The 16,951-nt window shown below is 57.0% G+C and carries 15 protein-coding genes; 6 read left to right on the top strand and 9 right to left on the bottom strand.

The genetic code is table 11. The features are described 5' to 3' along the window. Positions 1 to 3: 3 nt before the first annotated feature. Genes RYZ18_RS02030 through RYZ18_RS02015 form a run of 4 tightly spaced genes read right to left on the bottom strand, consistent with a single transcriptional unit; the run spans position 4 to position 3,827 of the window. Positions 4 to 930 carry a MurR/RpiR family transcriptional regulator gene (locus RYZ18_RS02030; protein ID WP_317654713.1) on the bottom strand — a complete coding sequence of 309 codons (927 nt, stop codon included), beginning with the start codon at positions 928 to 930 and terminating at the stop codon, positions 4 to 6. Next, positions 912 to 2,033 (bottom strand): Gfo/Idh/MocA family protein, encoded by a 1,122-nt coding sequence (locus RYZ18_RS02025; protein ID WP_317654712.1) that lies wholly within the window; start codon positions 2,031 to 2,033, stop codon positions 912 to 914. The genes RYZ18_RS02030 and RYZ18_RS02025 overlap by 19 nt, the downstream gene beginning before the upstream one ends. After that, positions 2,023 to 3,006, bottom strand: a complete 984-nt coding sequence (locus RYZ18_RS02020; protein WP_317654711.1) for a hydroxyacid dehydrogenase — start codon at positions 3,004 to 3,006, stop codon at positions 2,023 to 2,025. The genes RYZ18_RS02025 and RYZ18_RS02020 overlap by 11 nt, the downstream gene beginning before the upstream one ends. Next, positions 3,006 to 3,827, bottom strand: a complete 822-nt coding sequence (locus tag RYZ18_RS02015) for an HpcH/HpaI aldolase family protein (protein ID WP_317654710.1) — start codon at positions 3,825 to 3,827, stop codon at positions 3,006 to 3,008. Before RYZ18_RS02015 ends, RYZ18_RS02020 begins: the two co-directional genes overlap by 1 nt. 188 nt (positions 3,828 to 4,015) lie before the next feature. On the opposite strand from RYZ18_RS02015, the gene iolD reads away from it, so the two are divergent. The 6 genes from iolD to RYZ18_RS01985 all read left to right on the top strand — a co-directional run bounded on the left by iolD (position 4,016) and on the right by RYZ18_RS01985 (position 10,592). Continuing rightward, positions 4,016 to 5,893 (top strand): 3D-(3,5/4)-trihydroxycyclohexane-1,2-dione acylhydrolase (decyclizing), encoded by a 1,878-nt coding sequence (gene iolD, locus RYZ18_RS02010; RefSeq protein ID WP_317654709.1) that lies wholly within the window; start codon positions 4,016 to 4,018, stop codon positions 5,891 to 5,893. A 5-nt stretch (positions 5,894 to 5,898) separates the two neighbouring features. Next, positions 5,899 to 6,795: a myo-inosose-2 dehydratase gene (gene iolE, locus RYZ18_RS02005; RefSeq protein ID WP_317654708.1), complete on the top strand. Its 897-nt coding sequence runs from the start codon at positions 5,899 to 5,901 to the stop codon at positions 6,793 to 6,795. After that, the gene (locus tag RYZ18_RS02000; RefSeq protein ID WP_317654707.1) at positions 6,792 to 7,607 is read left to right on the top strand and encodes an SDR family oxidoreductase; all 816 of its coding nucleotides are present in this window, start codon (positions 6,792 to 6,794) and stop codon (positions 7,605 to 7,607) included. Before iolE ends, RYZ18_RS02000 begins: the two co-directional genes overlap by 4 nt. 101 nt (positions 7,608 to 7,708) lie before the next feature. After that, positions 7,709 to 8,620 (top strand): sugar ABC transporter substrate-binding protein, encoded by a 912-nt coding sequence (locus tag RYZ18_RS01995; protein ID WP_317654706.1) that lies wholly within the window; start codon positions 7,709 to 7,711, stop codon positions 8,618 to 8,620. 86 nt (positions 8,621 to 8,706) lie between these two features. Next, positions 8,707 to 9,819, top strand: coding sequence for an ABC transporter permease (locus RYZ18_RS01990; protein WP_317654705.1), 1,113 nt, complete (start codon positions 8,707 to 8,709; stop codon positions 9,817 to 9,819). A gap of 2 nt (positions 9,820 to 9,821) precedes the next feature. Next, the gene (locus RYZ18_RS01985) at positions 9,822 to 10,592 is read left to right on the top strand and encodes an ATP-binding cassette domain-containing protein (protein ID WP_317654704.1); all 771 of its coding nucleotides are present in this window, start codon (positions 9,822 to 9,824) and stop codon (positions 10,590 to 10,592) included. On the opposite strand, the gene RYZ18_RS01980 is transcribed toward RYZ18_RS01985, so the two are convergent. The 5 genes from RYZ18_RS01980 to RYZ18_RS01960 are packed head-to-tail and all read right to left on the bottom strand — an operon-like array spanning position 10,589 to position 16,858. Beyond that, positions 10,589 to 11,224: an ATP-binding cassette domain-containing protein gene (locus RYZ18_RS01980; protein ID WP_317654703.1), complete on the bottom strand. Its 636-nt coding sequence runs from the start codon at positions 11,222 to 11,224 to the stop codon at positions 10,589 to 10,591. The genes RYZ18_RS01985 and RYZ18_RS01980 overlap by 4 nt on opposite strands. Beyond that, positions 11,221 to 12,891 (bottom strand): ABC transporter permease, encoded by a 1,671-nt coding sequence (locus tag RYZ18_RS01975; protein ID WP_317654702.1) that lies wholly within the window; start codon positions 12,889 to 12,891, stop codon positions 11,221 to 11,223. Before RYZ18_RS01975 ends, RYZ18_RS01980 begins: the two co-directional genes overlap by 4 nt. Further along, a complete protein-coding gene (locus RYZ18_RS01970; protein ID WP_317654701.1) occupies positions 12,891 to 14,078 on the bottom strand; it encodes an ABC transporter substrate-binding protein in 1,188 nt (395 codons plus the stop codon). The genes RYZ18_RS01975 and RYZ18_RS01970 overlap by 1 nt, the downstream gene beginning before the upstream one ends. A gap of 12 nt (positions 14,079 to 14,090) precedes the next feature. Further along, the gene (locus tag RYZ18_RS01965; RefSeq protein WP_317654700.1) at positions 14,091 to 14,708 is read right to left on the bottom strand and encodes a CDP-alcohol phosphatidyltransferase family protein; all 618 of its coding nucleotides are present in this window, start codon (positions 14,706 to 14,708) and stop codon (positions 14,091 to 14,093) included. Then, on the bottom strand, positions 14,705 to 16,858 hold the full coding sequence (locus tag RYZ18_RS01960; RefSeq protein WP_317654699.1) for an FAD-dependent oxidoreductase: 2,154 nt from the start codon (positions 16,856 to 16,858) through the stop codon (positions 14,705 to 14,707). The genes RYZ18_RS01965 and RYZ18_RS01960 overlap by 4 nt, the downstream gene beginning before the upstream one ends. Positions 16,859 to 16,951: the final 93 nt, after the last annotated feature.

The raw sequence follows: 16,951 nt of genomic DNA, 5'->3' as shown, positions 1-16,951 counted from the left end.
GGTTTAAGTGTCTTTTTGGGTTACATGGGGGATCAGCGGTGCTTCTGTCCCCTTTTGTAAGCGCGCCGCTGTCGCCACGACCAAAGCCTGCGCCACGCACATGGGCGCGGCCAAGGAGCGCGAGAGGCTTTGCTGGTATTCAGGCACGGCGAATAGGATCTTTGCCGATTTTGCGAGGGGCGATAGGGTCGTGTCGGAAATGGCAATAACATCATGCCCCTCCGAGGCGGCCTGATCGACAATCTGCACAACCTCATTGGCGTAGTAGCGAAAGGATACCGCAAAGAGCACGTCTCGCGGCCCCATACTACGCGCCATATGGGTGGCAAGGCCGCCGCTGGCATCCAGAAGGATGCAGCGTTTGCCAATCATGGTCAGCAGATAGCGCATCAGCAAAACCACGGGCGAAGAACGATTTTGTCCGACCAAATAAATGGTTTCGGCCCGCTCCATCAGCTTGGCGGCGGCGGCCATATCAACGCCTGAAATCTCATCAACCAGACCTTCGAGCGAAGCAATGTCTTGCACGATCATCTCGCGCAGGAACCCGATTTCCGAGATATCATCGCGGGCGGCCATGCCATCGCGCAAGGATTGCACCCGCGCCCCAAATCCAGGCGCAGCCGTCTCTAGGCGTTGTTGGAACAGGGCCTGCACATCCCGAAACCCTTTATACCCCAAGGCCTGCGCAAAGCGCACGAAACTCGAGGCATGCACCCCGCAGCTTTCGGCAATCGCATTGACCGAGCGCACCGCCACATCATTGGGGTTCTGCGTCAGATAGAGCGCGATGGCCTGATAGGTGTTGCTCATCGCGCCGTGACGTTCATGGATTAGGCGGATGAACCCCTCATAGGTGTCAGGCGGCGGGGCATCGGTGAGGGATGTGTTGTGATCCATCACGCCCCCGATCAGACTGTCGCGATCCACGTCTCGGACTTGGCCGAGGCTTGGATGGTTTCAACCAGATATTGGATGCGCAACCCAGCACGAAAGTTAAAGGGTTCAGGCGCGCGATCTGCGATGGCATCAAGATAGCCTGCGACCTCAATCGCCTTGAGGTCGTTAAAGCCAATCTGATGGCCCGGTGCGACACAGAATTGCCCATAGGGCGGGTGATCTGGGCTGGCCTCGATTTTGCGAAATCCTTGACGGCCTGTTGCGTCATCGGTGTTGTAGAAATGCAGCTCGTTGAACCGCTCGCCCGTAAAGATGAGGGCGCCTTTGCTGCCATAGACCTCGAAATCATGCTGCATCTTGCGGCCCGTGGCGACCCAATTGGCCTCAATCGACCCTGTTGCGCCATTTTTAAACCGCAAAAAGGCGCGCCCGACATCATCGACCTCGATCTTGCGGGCGGAGCCCGTGGCATCCTTGCGGTGGTCAATCATGGTGACGCAATCCCCCATAACGCGGGTGATGGGCCCCAACAGATATTCCGCCGTGGCCAAAGCATGGCTGCCAATATCGGCCAAGGCCCCGCCGCCCGCAGGATCATGACGGAAGGAATAGGGTGCGCTTGCATCACGCATATAATCCTCGGCATGCACGCCGCGATAGCTGCGAATGTCACCCAATTCGCCGCCCGCAATCATCTCGCGGGCCAGCGCCATGATGGGGTTGCACAGGTAATTGAACCCAACTTGGGTTTTGATCCCTGCCGCCTCTGCCGCAATGGCCATCTCCTCTGCGTCACGCGCCAAGGGGGCCAAGGGCTTTTCGCAATAGACATGCTTGCCCGCCGCAATCGCGGCCATGGCCATTTCTTTGTGCAACGCATTTGGCGCGGTGATATCGACCACATCTATATCGGGGTTTTCGATTAAATCCTGCCACCGATCCGTGGCATGGGCAAAGCCAAACCCAGCCGCCGCGGCCTGAGCCCCCGCAAGCGTGACATCTGCCAGCGTGTGTAATTCCACCTCATAGGGCAGATCAAACACCCGCGCAGCGGTAGCAAAGCCAAACACATGCGCTTTGCCCATAAAGCCCGATCCAATCAAGCCAATGCGAAGTTTCGGTTTAGCTGCCATTGATTGCCTCGTGATTGACAATGAGCGCAGGATCAATCCTGCCTTCGATAAAGTTCAGCGCGTTTTCCACACAGGCGCAGGCCATACGTTCAGCCGCCTCATTGGACAGCCCGCCAATATGGGGCGACAGGATCACCCGCGGATCCGAGAAAAGCGGGTTATCACGGGCAGGGGGCTCGGATTGGAACACATCCAATCCTGCCGCGGCCACCGTGCCATCCTTGAGCGCCGCCAACAGGGCCGCCTCATCGACAACGCCACCGCGCGCCGTGTTGCAGATCACAACGCCGCGTTTCATTTTCCCAAAGGCAGCGCGATCCAGCAGCGCGCCTTTGGCGGCGGGGATATGCACCGATATGAAATCAGCCTCAGCCAAGGCTGCGGATAAATCTGTCACTTCTTGCGCGGCCCCTTCGGGCCATGCGCCCATTTGGGAAAGATAGGGGTCATAGGCGGATATATGCATGCCAAACCCATCGGCCATTTTCGCCAAACGCCGCCCGATGCGGCCATAGCCGATGATCAAGAGGCGTTTGTTATACACTTCACGCGCGCGCAATAGATTACGCCAGTTCCACTCGAACCCTTCGCTGCCACGCGTGGCGAAATGCGCCTCTAGCGCCTGTTTCGCGCCAGCAAGCATCATCATCATGGCCTGCTCGGCCACGGAGATAGAATTCACATCCCCCACAATGGCCAAGCCAATTCCGCGGGCCGACAATGCATCTACATCCACCGCGTCATATCCCACGCCGTGGCGCGAGACGATTTTCAGGTCTGGTGCAGTTGCAATCATCTCGGCCGTCAGGGGTTGTGTGCGCAGCACAAGCGCATCGGCCTGCGGCAGATAGGGCAGATAGGCCGTAGGTGCGGGATCGGTCACATAGGTGACATCCACGCCCTGCGTTTTAAGCCGCTCAAGCAGCGCCTCACCTGTCGGGTGAAGCGCCCCTGCAACCAAGAGCCGTGTCATCAATAGCCCCCTTTGCCAGCACCCGTGCTGTCCGACCCACCGGCGCGGCCCACAACCTCATGCCAGCCCGTGACCGCCGCGCGGGCTGATTGCGCCAAAAAGCGCACGTCACCCCCAACAGTGGTGAGGCGATAGCCCCAGTCAATGGCGCGGGCCGCATAGGCGGGGTTGCCGCAATGCAGGCAGGCGGCGATTTTGTTCTTGCGGCATACGGCGGCGATTTCCTTAATCATCGCGATCATCTCGGGTTCTTCGCGGTCAAATCCTGGGGGCAAACGCCCCGCTTGGGTGCCGAGGGTCAGATCAGCAGGGCCAACATAAATACCGTCTAGGCCAGGGGTCGCTGCGATTTCCTCAAGATGTTCCATGCCTGCCGCGGTTTCGATCATGGCAATGGCCAGAACCTGCGCATTCGCGTCTTTGACATTGTAACTGGGGTCGGCAATCACCGCGCGGGTCGGGCCATAGCTGCGCTGCCCATGCGGGGGGTAGCGCAGGTAGCTGACGAATTCTTCTGCTTCGGCGCGAGAATTCACCATGGGGCAGATGATCCCCTCAACGCCCATATCCAAGGCCTTCATGATCCAACTGGGGTCACGCCACGGCACGCGGGCCATGATCGTGCGGCCTGCATTGCGCAAGGCCTGCATCATGGGCAAAGCCATGCCATAATCCAACGCGCCATGCTGCATATCAATGGTGATGCTGTCAAAACCCTGCGCCGCCATGATCTCGGCGGTAAAGCTAGAACCGATGGAACACCACCCATTCAACGCGGGCTGATCCCCTTGCCATAAGGCCTTGAGTCTGTTTGCTTTCATTTCTAACCTCCCCATGACTGCGGTCGCGATTTGGGGGAATCCCTCGCCCAAAGTTTAAGCAAGCGCACAGTCTTTCAGCGTCACTATTGCAGCGTCAAAAAGTTTTTGCAATGATCGTTGCATAAAAATTTTTTTGTCAATATACATTTCGTGTGAGGACGAATCTAGCCCAGGGGAGGGGTGCTGGTATGAGTAACCGAGCAAGTGCAAACGGCACTGTGCGTCTAACTATGGCGCAGGCAATCGTGCGCTACATGGTTAATCAATTCACCATCATTGATGGCGAGGAGGTGCCGCTGTTTGCAGGGGTGTTCGGGATCTTTGGCCACGGTAACGTAACCTGCTTGGCCGAGGCGCTAGAGCGCGTTCAAGATCAGCTCCCCACATGGCGCGGGCAAAATGAACAATCCATGGCCTTGGCCGCGATTGCCTATGCCAAAGCAAAGAAACGCCGTCAGATCATGGTCGCGACCTCATCTGTCGGGCCAGGGGCCACGAATATGGTCACCGCTGCGGGTGTTGCGCATGCCAACCGCTTGCCCGTCTTGTTGTTGTCGGGCGACACCTATGTGAACCGCTTGCCCGATCCTGTGTTGCAGCAGGTCGAGCATTTCGGGGATCCAAGCATCACGGTGAACGACAGTTTCCGCGCTGTGACGCGCTATTGGGATCGGATCACCCATCCTGCGCAGATCATCCAATCCTTGCCTGCGGCTGTGGCCACGATGCTAGACCCTGCGGATTGTGGGCCGGCCTTCCTTGGTCTGCCGCAAGACACGCAGGAATTGGCCTATGATTATCCAGAGGCGTTTTTCGAACGGAAGGTTTGGACTATCGCCCGCCCACGCCCCTCGCGCGATCAGGTCGAGGCGGCGGTCGAGATCCTGAAAACCGCGAAGAATCCCTTCATCATCGCGGGGGGTGGGGTGCGCTATTCTGGGGCCGAGGCCGCGGTGGCTGATTTCGCGAAGCGCCGTGGTATCCCCATGGCTGAAACCATTGCGGGCAAGGGCGGCGTTGTGCATGACAACCCTGCCTATGCAGGCCCAATGGGGATTGAGGGCACCGAGGCCGCGCGGCAATTGGCCGAAACGGCGGATGTGGTGATTGCCATTGGCACCCGTCTGCAGGATTTCACGACAGGATCATGGACAACATTCCCGAAGGATGCGCGGTTTATCAATATCAACGCCGCGCGGTTTGATGCGCAGAAGCACCGCGCACAGGCCGTTGTGGGGGATGCGCTTGAGGCGATCACCGAGATTGATGCGCAATTAGGCGATTGGTCTGCCCCGTCTGCCCGTATGGCGCAGGCGCAAAAATGGTATGCCGAGTGGAATGATTTCTTGGACAAGGGCCAAGCGCCCACAAACCAGGCCGTGCCATCCTATGCGCAGGTCATCGGTGTTGTGAACCGCATGGCGCGCCCCGAAGATGTGATGGTGACAGCCGCAGGCGGCTTGCCCGGTGAAACGATCAAAAATTGGCGCTGCAAAGCACCGCACACCTATGATTGTGAATTCGGCTATTCCTGCATGGGCTATGAGGTTGCAGGGGGCTGGGGCCACGCGATGGCGATGGCAGGCAGCAAAGGCACACCCATCGTCATGGTCGGGGATGGGTCTTATATGATGATGAATTCCGACATCCATTCCTCGGTGATCTCAGGCCATAAGATGATTGTTATCGTCTGCGACAACGGTGGTTATGCAGTGATCAATCGTTTGCAGACCAATACGGGCGGGGCAGGGTTCAACAACCTGCTCAAGGATTGCCGCGTGAAAGACCCTGCCAATGTGCGCCATGTTGATTTTGCAAAACATGCCGAGGCCATGGGGGCCTATGCGCGCCATTGTGACAGCCTTGCTGATCTAGAGGCCGCGATGGAATGGGCACAGACCACCGATGCGACAACCGTGATTTCAATCGCCTCTGATGCCTATACTTGGACAGATGGCGGCGCGGATTGGTATGTCGGCGTGCCCGAAGTCAGCCCCCGTGAAAGCGTTCAAGCCGCCCGCAAGGGGCAAGAAGAATTCCGCAAAAAACAGCGGATTGGAGTGTAAACCTCATGTTGAAGGCCAAATTGGGCATTGCCCCGATTGCATGGTGGAATGACGACCTGCCTGAATTGTCAGATGACGTCAGCCTAGAGGAATGTCTGGCCCAAGCGTCCGAGGCAGGGTTTAGCGGCATGGAAACAGGCCGCCGCTTTCCAATGGATATGGCGGTTTTAGGCCCGATCTTGGATCGCTATCGGATCTCGGTTTGTGGCGGTTGGTTTTCGGGTGAATTGCTTGATGGGGATATCGAGCGCGAGAAAGATCGCATTGCAGAGCAAATGGCGTTTTTCAAAGCCGCAGGCGCGCCGTGCATCGTCTACGGGGAAACAGCGCGATCTGTGCAGGGTAAGCGCGAAGTGCCTTTGGCGCAAAAGCCAGTGATTAGCGAGGCCGAGATGGCCGCCTACGGGCGCAAGATGTCGGATTTTGCCGATTGGTGCGCGGCCCAAGGGATGCCGATTTCCTATCATCATCACATGGCCGCTGTGGTCGAAACCGAGTCTGAGCTTGATTTGTTTATGAAGCATTCCTCGGTTCCGCTGCTGTTTGATGCGGGGCATATGGCCTTTGCTGGCGGGGATAATCTGCGCGTCATCGACAATCATCACGCGCGGATAACCCATGTGCATACGAAGGATATTCGGAAAAATGTGATAAACACCCTTGACCGAAGCAGCGAAAGCTTTCTTGATGCTGTTGTTAAGGGGGCCTTCACAGTGCCAGGGGATGGGGATTTAGATTTTCATGCGATTGTTTCAGCGCTTGCAGGCCATGGATATGAGGGTTGGTTCGTGATCGAAGCCGAACAAGACCCCAAACCAAATCCGCCGAAGGAAATGGCCATCACGGGGCATAAGACCCTGATGGATGTCATGGCGCAGGCGCATTATGAGGTCATTGGATGAACCGTATTGACGGAAAAATTGCCGTCATAACGGGCGCAACCCAAGGTCTTGGGGCCGCGATTGCGCGCGTATTCGCACAAGCGGGGGCCGAGGGGCTTATTCTGGTCGGTCGTGATAGCGCTAAAGGTCAGCGCGTTTGCGATGAAATCGCGGGCGAATTTGGCACCCCATGCCACGTTGTGGGCGCGGATCTGGCCGATTTGGATGCGGTGCGTGGTATTATTCCCGCAGCCAAGGCGCATTTTGGCCGCGTGGATATTTTGGTCAATGCGGCAGGCATGACCGATCGTGGCAATCTGCTGAACACCAACGCCGCGCTGTTTGACAAGATGATTGCGGTTAACACCCGTGCGCCGTTTTTCTTGATGCAAGACGCCGTTTTGCTGATGCAAGAGGCAGGTGTCAAAGGCAGCATCGTCAATATTGGATCCGCATCTTCGCGGGTAGGGCAACCGTTTCTTGCGCCTTACGCGGTGTCAAAGGGTGCGCTTGCCACGCTGAGCCGCCATGCGGGCTTTGCCCTCATGCGCAATGGGGTGCGGGTGAACCAATTGGATATCGGATGGATGAACTCCGATGGCGAACGTGCCTTGCAAGAGGCGGAGACGGGAGATGCAGGCGCCCTTGATCGCGCCGCAAAAGAATTACCTTACGGAAGACTGCTTGACCCGGTGGAGGTGGCAAAAGCAGTTTTGTGGATGGCGTCAGACGATAGCGGGATGATGACGGGCTCTGTCATTCATTTCGATCAATCTGTCTGGGGCGGGTATGATGGACAGGCACCTGCGCCTGCCCATGCATTGGTGCCATGAGGAGGGGCCAAGCATGAGGGCGCGCCCGTAGGTGTTTCAAAGAATTCTGCCATAAGCGCAGAATAACAGCTCTTCGGAGCATATAACTTGGGAGGAAGACCATGAAAAAACTTATTCTCACCGCTGCAGCAGCTGCTTTGATGGCAGGTGCGGCACATGCTGAGCGTTATGTTATGATCACCCACACGCAGGGCACAGACCCGTTCTGGCCTGTGGTGGAAAAGGGTGGCCGTGATGCAGCCGAGGCTGTAGGTGCGACCCTTGAATATAACTTTGACGTATCTGGCGACATGGCTGCAATGGCGCAGCTGATCGAAGCCGCAGCAGCAACGCAGCCCGATGGAATCATCGTATCGCTGCCTGACGCAGACGCGCTCGGGCCAGCAATTCGTTCCGCTGTTGCCGATGGTATCCCTGTGATCACCATGAACTCGGGCCTCGAAGCATCTGCAGAGCTGGGTGCATTGATGCACGTAGGTCAGCCAGAGCGTTTGGCAGGTCAAAAGGCCGGTGAGCGCGCAGCAGCAGAAGGCGTGACCAACGGGCTTTGCTTGAACCAAGAAGCGTTCAACACCGCGCTTGTGGATCGTTGCACAGGCTACTTTGAAGGTATCGGCGGCGATCTGAAGATGATTGACGTGTCAAACGACCCTGCACAGATCGAAACCCGCACCGCAGCGGCGCTGCAGGCAGACGCATCCATCGATGGCGTTTTGGCTGTTGGCCCACATGTCTGTGAAGCGGCAAACCGCGCGATCAAGGAAGTTGGCGCAGACGTGCATTTGGCATGTTTCGACCTTTCCCCTGGCGTGATGGACATGATCCAAGCAGGTGATGCGGCCTTCACAATCGACCAGCAGCAGCGTCTGCAGGGCTACATGCCTGTGATCGTCCTGCACCTCTACAACACAGGCGCAGGCCTGTTGCCTGGTGCGAACATCCCATCTGGCCCAGGCTTTGTGGATGCATCCAACGCGGCATCGGTTTCTGCACTCGCAGGCATCGATCGCTAAGTTTTGTGATCAGTCGAGACTTGAAACAGGCGGGATTTCCCGCCTGTTTTCACCCTCAAAATCCAAATAAAAACAGGATGTGAGATATGGCCGATCGAAGCGAAGCGAACAGGCTTCAACAAGAAACTGCCTTTCAAAAAATCTTACGCCGTCCCGAGATCGGCTCTTTCGTGGTGATGATTATCATCATTGCGGCCTTGGCGATTGCCTCGGATGGTAAGGCGTTTAACCCCTTGGGTCTGAAAAATAACATCGCGATTATTGCCCAATATGGGATCATTGCCACGGGGGCCGCTGTGTTGATGATTGCAGGCGAATTTGACCTGTCAATCGGTTCGATGATTGGCTTTGCGGGCATGTCGATGGCGATGATGCTGAAATGGGGTTTGCCCTTTGGTCTGGGCGAAGCAACCCCTGCCGCAGCGTTTTTCATCACCCTTGCGATGACATTAGGGATCGGTTGGGTGATTGGCATGATCGTTGTGCGATCTGGCCTCTCGAGCTTCATTGTGACCTTGGCGTTTTTGTTTTTCTTGCGCGGGGTTACCGAAGTTTGCTTCCGCCTGATCAACCAATCGACCCAAATCTCGGGTTTGCAAGATTTCAAACTGGAAAGCTGGTTCGCCGACATCATGGGCGGCGAGGTGTTCGGGTGGTTCTATGATATTTGGTTCGCGCTTGGCGGTAATCTTAACCGCAATGGCGAACAATGGGTTCACGGGTTTGACGCGCGGTTTTTCTGGTGGATTGTGATCGCGGGCGTGTCTTATTTCGTGCTCAGCCGCACCCAAATCGGCAACTGGATTTACGCGACAGGCGACAACAAAGAGGCCGCGCGCGCCAATGGTGTGCCAGTCGACAAGGTAAAAGTGGGCCTGTTCATGTTCACCGCCTTTTGCGCCACGATGTTTGCCGCATGTCAGGTGTATGACACCAACACATCAGATGCCGCCAAAGGCAATTTGATGGAATTGTTCGCGATTGCCATCGCGGTTGTAGGTGGCACACTGATGACGGGCGGGTTTGGATCCATCCTTGGCGTGGTCTTTGGGGCGATCACCGTTGGCCTTGTGGCGAATGCGGTGTTCTTCATTCCTGCTATCGATGGCGCATGGTTCCGCGTTTTCCTTGGCGGTATCCTGCTTGCTGCGGTTTTCGCCAATGAGCGTATCCGCAAGCGTATCACGGGAGGGATTTAACCATGGCTGAACCATATCTTCGCGTAGAAAATCTGGTCAAACGCTTTGGCCCTTTCACGGCCCTCGGTGGCGTTGACCTTGAGGTCTTTCCAGGTGAGGTGCATTGCCTGTTGGGGGATAACGGGGCGGGTAAATCGACCCTGATTAAAACCCTTGCAGGTGTTCACCAACCCACCGAAGGCAAAATCTATATCGAAGGGAAACCTGTTACCTTCCGCTCGCCGCGGGATGCCTCTGCGGCTGGCATTGGCACAGTGTATCAGGATTTGGCCCTGAACCCGTTGATGAGCGTCACCCGTAATTTCTTTATGGGTCGTGAATTGACGGGGCCGCTTGGCAGCTTGCGCATGAATGAAATGAACAAGATTGCGCATGATGAGATGCTGAAAATCGGTATTGATTTCTCTGACCCCACGCAGGCGGTTGGCACAATGTCGGGCGGTCAGCGTCAGACATTGGCGATTGCGCGCGCGATTTATTTCGGGGCCAAGGTTCTGATCTTGGATGAACCAACATCAGCGCTTGGTCAGCGTCAGCAGATGGGTGTTTTGAAAACAATCAAACGCGTCCGCGCACGCGGGGATATTGCGATTATTTTCATCACGCATAACGAAATCCATTCGCGTCTGGTGGGGGATCGCTACACGTTCCTTGCGCTTGGTAAAACGATTGGGGCGGGCACCGCTACCGAGATCGGTGACAAGGAAATGCGCCGCTTGATGTCAGGGGGCGCAGAGATGGGCGACCTTAAGGCAGAGCTAGACGTGATCTAATCTCGCTGTAACTGACAGCAGGGGCCGTGCGCGGCCTCTGCATCCGCGGGGTCATGTGTGACCAAAACCGCAGGAATATTGCGCGCGCGGATATGTGCAAAAACAAAGCGGCGCATCTCATCTCGCAATTCCATGTCCAAGGCGGAAAAAGGCTCGTCCATCAACAGCGCGCGCGGCTCTGCCAAGAGGCTGCGCATCAGGCTGGCACGGGATTTTTGGCCGCCTGAAAGGGTGTCTGGGTCTGCCTCATAGAGGCCTGCAAGGCCCGCTGTCTCAAGGGCTGCCTCTATGCCTGCGCGGCGCGCGGTGCGGTCGGCGCTTGCCCGCAGACCAAAGGCAAGATTGTCACCAAGGCTGAGATGGGGAAAAAGGCACGGATCTTGAAAAATCATGCCCACCCCGCGTGTTTCGGGGGTAAGGGCGGCTAGGTCTTGCCCCTCAAGGGTCATATGACCAGTCGCCGTGACGGATGGATCAAGATGGCCTGCGATCGCCGCCAAAAGGGTGGATTTTCCGATGCCAGATGGCCCCATGATCGTGGCAACCTCGCCACGCGCAACACTCAGGCTGAGGGGCTGAAACAGCCTCCGTTTCCCAATGCTGAGGCTTAGGTCTCTGATCTCTAGGCTCAAGTCACCCTCGCTTGCATCGCGCGTCTGTTGCGCCAAACATAGCGCGGGGTCAAGAAGGCCAGCAGATAGACCAACAGGGGCAGCGCGGCCTGAAGGCTGCCATAAACCCCTGTGATCCTGCGATCCCCGCCTGAGGCGAGCGTGACCGCCTCAGTGGTGATCGTAGCAACCCTGCCGCCGCCCACAAAGAGGGTCGGCAGATATTGCGCAATGGAAACGGCAAAGCCAACTGCCATGGCCACCATGATTGCCCGAAGCATCAAGGGAAGTTTCACAGCGAAAAACCGCCGCCACGGCCCTGCGCCAAGTGCGGCTGCCGCCTGTGAAACCCTGCGATCTAGTGCGCGCCACGGATCGAGCAGCATCAACAAAATATAGGGATAAACGAACAAAATATGCGCCCAAATCACGGGCGCCACCCCTGCCGTGATGCCAAGTTTCAGCGCGGCAATATTCACCCCATAAAGAAACCCAATTTGGGGCATCAACAGCGGGGTGTATATCAGCGGCAAAAGGATAGGTTTCGCCAATTTGTTGGGCAAATGATCCACCGCCTCGAGTGTCAGAAGCGCAAGCGGTGTTGCGATTGTCAGACTGATCACTGCGATCTCAAGGCTTGTCTGAAGGGGCGCAGCCCAATCGCCGCTTTGCCATGCCCTGAGGGATAGGGATTGTGGAAAAACATCAGGCCAAACCCAACGCCATGTGATCGACCACAAAAGCAAGCCCACAATGCCGAGCAGACCCAACCCCATGATCCCGCGCGGCAGGGGCGTGGTCCATGACAGGGGTATCCGCGTTCCCCCACGCCGCCCCATGCGCGCCTCGGCCTTGGCAAGTCGCATCATGCCGCGCTCACATAACCATAGGCTGAGACAGGCCAAGGCAATCAGTGCGATTTGAACCATAGCCCCCGCAAATGCGGGCAATAGCAGCGTCAAATCAGGCGCGATGAACAGGCGCGTGACTAAGACGGCGAAGGTTGGCGGCGCATTCGGCCCCAAGATCAAGGCCATATCCACCACAGATAGCCCGTAAGCCAACACTACCATCACAGGCAGTCGGATCAGCGGGTAAAGCTGCGGCAAGATCAGCAGCGCCCAAATGCGCAGCGTGCCATAGCCAAGGCTTGCCCCGATTTGGCGCGTGCGGGTCACGGGCAATTGCGCCATGGCGCTGGCGATAGCGATGACCAAAAAGGGGGTTTCTTTGATCACTAAGCCAAGGATCAATGCAAACCCCGCAGGATCATTCACCAAGGCCAGATCTGGGGGGCGCTCAAAGCCCAAAAGGGGCGTAAGCGCGCGCATGATCCACCCCGAAGGCGCAATCAAGAATGCAAGGCCAAGGGCGATTGCAGCGTGGGGAATGGCCAATAGTGGGGCTAAGATACGGCTTTCCCCCCCGCCTTGCGCCACGAAGATCAGCGCAAGCAACAGTGAGATGGCCGTGGCCACCCCCCCTGTTTGCAGCGACAGACCAAGCGCGCCCCAAAACTCGGGCACCGCCATCAAGCGCTGATAGGGCGCAAATGTCAGGTGATCTGCGCCAATCGCGGGGAAAAAGCCCAAACTGGCCACAAGGCCAATGGCAAAGCCCGCGACAATCGGGGCCAAGACCAAGGCCGCCGCCGCGCTGAACACACCGATAGATGCGCCACGCCCCATCAGCGTGCGTAGCGCGCCGCCCAATCTTCAGCGATGGCGGTCATCCAGCTGGCATGGGGTTCAAGCAAGGTTGGCCCCAGATCGGCCAGTTCGGGCAAGGCGGGGCTTTGTGGAAGGTCTGCAAAAAACGCTGCCGCTTCGGCATCCATCAGCGCGGGGTCAAGCACGGAAAACGCGCCGAGATTGTCGATATTTTGCATATGCGCCTGCGCTTCGGGCGATAACAGGAAATCTGCCACAACCTGCGCCCCGTCAACATGGGCCGCGTTATAGGGGATCGCCACAAAACTGATATTTCCAAGCGTTCCCCCCTCGGGCACAAAAACGCGGGCCGTGTCGGGCAAAAGCCCCAAATTGATGGCCGCTGCCGCATAGCTTGGGTCAAAGGACATGGTGATATCGATTTCGCCATCGTTCAAAAGGCGCGCTTGGATCGACTCGTTTTCAGGGAATGTTTCACCCTCCCGCCACATCAAGGGGCGCAAGGCATCATACCATGCCCAAAGGGGGGCAGTGAGGGCGGCATAATCCGCCTCGCTCACAGGGTTTTGCAGGATGGCGGGGGTATCAACCAAACTGATCAAAGCCTGTTTTAGAAAACTGGCCCCCATGAAATTGGCAGGATCGGGATGGGTAAAGCGGCCGGGATTGTCACGCGCCCAATCAAGCAATTCGCCCATAGAGTGTGGCGGGTTCGGAACGCGGGCGCTGTCATGGATGAACACAAATTTGGCCAAGCGCCATGGGGCCTCTAGCCCATCAACGGGAACGGTAAAATCAACCGATGCAGGCGCATCAGGCGACAGGTCAACAAAGCGCGCATTTGGCAGGCGTTGAACAAAGGGGCCAAACAGCAAATCTTGCTCTTTCATCGCTAGAAAATTTGGGCCGTTGATCCAGATCAGATCAACCGCGCCGCCCGTGTTCTGACCTGCGGCACGTTCTGAGAGAACCCTTGTCACGGCCTCTGCCGTGTCGGTCAGCGGCACATGCTCGACCGCGATACCAAACCGCGCCTGCATCTGCGCATCGACCCAATCAATATAGCTGTTCGTGCGTGGATCACCGCCCCAAGCATGCCAATACACAGTCTGCCCGCGCGCGGCATCCACTGTCTCTTGCCATGTTTGCGCATGGGTTTGTGTAGCCATCATAAGGGCCAGTATCGGCAAAAGGCGTTTGATCATGAGGTCTCTCTCTCAATGCGTGTTCGGTGAAAAAGCCACCCATGCCGCGATGAGGCGGGTGAGTGTTGTAATGGCGCAGGCCGCTGCAAAAATAAACGCAAAGGCAGGGAAGGCCATGGGGAAAAGGCAAAAGACCACAAATGCGGCAATTGTTTCGGCCCCTTCGGTCAGGCCGCCCAAGTAATAGAACCCTTTTTGCGGAAAGGCTGAAGAATGCAACCCGCGTTTCGCGGCAATCACCGCATAAGCCATAAATGACACGCCCGTACCAATGAAACTGGCCAATAAGAGCGCAGCAGGCAGGGCGTTGCGAGTCGGGTCGAAGAGCGCAAACCCAATTGGGATGCTCGCGTAAAAGAGAAAATCAAGCGCGATATCCAAAAACGCGCCTCGATCTGTTGGCCCCGCGATCCGCGCCACAGCCCCATCCAACCCGTCACAAAGGCGGTTGAGCAGGATGAACATAAGACCCAACCCAAAGTGCCCCATTGCAAGCGCAGGCAGGGCGCACAGCCCCAGAGCAAAGCCAAACAAACTGATCTGATCTGCACTGATATTGGCCTTATACAAAGCTTCGGCAAAGGGGCGGGTCAGGCGGCGTTGTAGGGGCAATAGGCGGGCATCGATCATTTTCCGAGCCTCCAGTCGTGAAACCGCTGCAGCAGCGTAAGGGCGCGGGGGTTCACGCGTGCTTTGCGCCAATTCCCTGCGACATATTTATTCGCCTCTGCGAGGGTTGGATAAATGTGAATGGTGCCCAAGATTTTGTTCAGCCCAAGCCCGTGTTTCATGGCCAAGGTGAATTCGGCCAAGAGATTTCCCGCCTCGGCCCCGATAATCGTGGCCCCAAGAATGCGATCACTGCCTTTTGCGGTCAGCACCTTTACAAACCCCTTTCTGGTGCCATCGGCAATGGCGCGGTCAAGATCATCGAGATCATAGCGCGTGACCTCATAAGCCACGCCCTTGGTTTGGGCCTCACTTTCGGACAGGCCAACGCGGGCGATTTCGGGATCGGTGAAAATTGCAAAAGGAATAGTGCGATAATCGGCTTTGCTGCGCTTAATATCCCCAAACAGCGCGTTTACGGCGGCGTAATAGGCCTCGTGGCTTGCCGTATGGGTGAATTGATAAGGGCCTGCGACATCGCCTGCGGCGAGGATATTGGGGAAAAGGGTTTGCAAATAGTCATTCGTGTCGACCTTGCGATCTGTGACAATCCCCAGTTCCTCAAGGCCAAACCCTGTTAGGCGCGGGCTGCGCCCGACTGCCACCAAAAGATCATCGGCCAGGATCACCTCACGGCCCTCTGGCCCTTCGATTTCCACGGCAATCTGATCACCCGCACGGCTCACGGATTGCGCCGTTGAGCTTGTTTTGACGGCAACCCCATCGCCCTCTATCGCGGCAAGAAGGGCGGCGCTGACCTCCTCATCTTCGCGCGCCAAAAGCCGCGGCGCGCGTTCGATTTGTGTGACCTGAACCCCAAGCCGTGCGAAACTTTGCGCCAATTCGCAGCCAATCGGCCCACCCCCTAAAACCACCATGGATTGTGGGGCGGTGTCACGGGTTTTCATCTCTGACCATAATGTGTCAGAGGTCAGATAGGGCACTTCGGACAGGCCCTTGATGGGGGGGATGGTCGGGGATGCGCCCGTGGCCACGATGATCGCGCGGGTGGATAAGGTTGTGACGCTGCCATCATTTTGCGTGATCTCAACATGCCAAGGGTCACGGATGCGGGCATAGCCTTTGATCACTTCGACCCCCAAACCCTCGTAACGCTCTACGCTGTCATGGGGCGCGATGGTTTCAATCACCTCATGAATGCGGGCCATGACGCGCGAGAAGTCCACCTTGGGGGGCGCTGCGATGAGGCCATATTCCTCGGCATGGGCAATGTCATGGGCGCGCTTGGCGGATTTGATCAATGCCTTAGAGGGGACGCAGCCAAAATTGAGGCAATCCCCCCCCATTTCTCCGGCCTCAACCAAGGTGACCTTGGCCTTGACTGCAGCGGCGATATAGGCCGAAACAAGACCAGCTGCGCCTGCGCCAATCACGATCAGATTGCGATCAAAACGGGCAGGGCGCGTATAGGGGCGATAGGCGCGATAGCGTTTGGTGCGCGCAATCGCAAATTTTGCAATCCATGGAAAAAGGCCAAGCGCTGCAAAAGATCCAATCAGCGCGGGCGACAGAATATCAGCAACGGCTGTGATTGTTGCCAATTGCGTCCCTGCGTTCACATAAACGGCCGTTCCTGCAAGCATCCCCAGTTGGCTTACTCCGTAAAAGGTCAAGGCCTTCATCGGCGATAGGCCCATCACTAGATTAACAACGAAAAAGGGCACAATCGGCACAAGGCGCAAGGTGAAGAGGTAAAAGGCCCCATCTTGTACAAGCCCGCGATTGACGCCCTCAAGCCGCGCGCCAAATCGGGCCATAACCCAATCCCGCGCCAGATAGCGGGCGGTGAGAAAGGCCAAGGTCGCCCCAAGGGATGCGGCAAAGGACACCATCAACAACGCCGACCAAAAGCCGAAAATTGCGCCAGCCCCCAAGGTCATCCAAACCGCCAAAGGCAAAGACAGCGCGGTGACCGCCACATAGATCAGGAAATAGAGGCCCCATAAAACCCCTGCATTTTGGTCGCGCCACATTTGCGCGCCATCCACAAAGCCGCGCAGCCCCTCTAGGGATAAATCAAGCGCGGATAGAGCCCAAAACCCTAAGACAATCAGCACCACCAAAAATGCGGCTATAGCGCGTTTTTTCATCGTGGTCCCCTTAGCCTCATTCGACAGCGTTTCACCGCTTTTGACGAAGAATTCCGCGCGCGCCTAGTCTTATTTCTTTCCCTCACACCCATG

Origin of the sequence: Roseovarius sp. 10 (genome assembly GCF_033100315.1) — a bacterium.
Classification (GTDB): Bacteria; Pseudomonadota; Alphaproteobacteria; order Rhodobacterales; family Rhodobacteraceae; genus M30B80.
Note: the sequence above shows the minus strand (reverse complement) of the source record. Positions and strands in the feature narration are given on the sequence as shown.